Origin of the sequence: Streptomyces sp. NRRL F-5123 (assembly GCF_000721495.1) — a bacterium.
Taxonomy (GTDB): Bacteria; Actinomycetota; Actinomycetes; order Streptomycetales; family Streptomycetaceae; genus Actinacidiphila.
Map to the genome: position 1 here is coordinate 1 of NZ_JOHY01000181.1, position 488 is coordinate 488.

At 74.0% G+C, this 488-nt stretch carries 1 protein-coding gene; it reads right to left on the bottom strand.

What is annotated here, in order from left to right; all coding sequences use genetic code 11:
• Positions 1 to 488: acyltransferase domain-containing protein (locus IH54_RS41070; RefSeq protein WP_043183689.1), on the bottom strand; the 488-nt coding region annotated here is incomplete at both ends.

Sequence of the window (488 nt, forward strand, 5' to 3'; positions counted from 1 at the left end):
CCACAGGGTGGGTTGGATGACGTCGACGCGTTCGGGGTCGGTGTCGCAGGTGCCGCGCAGGACGTCGGTGAGTGACCAGTCGACGTAGGGGGCGAGGGCTTGTTCGCATGCGGTGATGCGGGCGGCGAAGACCGGTGAGCCGTCCAGCAGGTCCACGCCCATCCCCGGCCACTGCGAGCCCTGACCCGGAAAGACGAACACCGGACCCGCGCCGAGCGGCACCGCCGTCCCGGTGACGACCGCGGGGTCGGGCTCGCCCGCGGCCAGCTTCTCCAGGCCCGCCAGCAGCGACGCGGCGTCGTCGGCGACGATCACCGCGCGGTGGTCGAACGGCGTGCGCGTGGTCGCCAGCGACCGGCCCACCCGGGCGACGTCGTCCACGGGGAAGCGCGCGGCGAGGTTCGCGGCCTGGGCGCGCAGGGCTTCGGGGGTGCGGGCGGACAGTATCCAGGGGGTGATCTCTCTGGTGGGGGTGGGTGCGGGTTCCG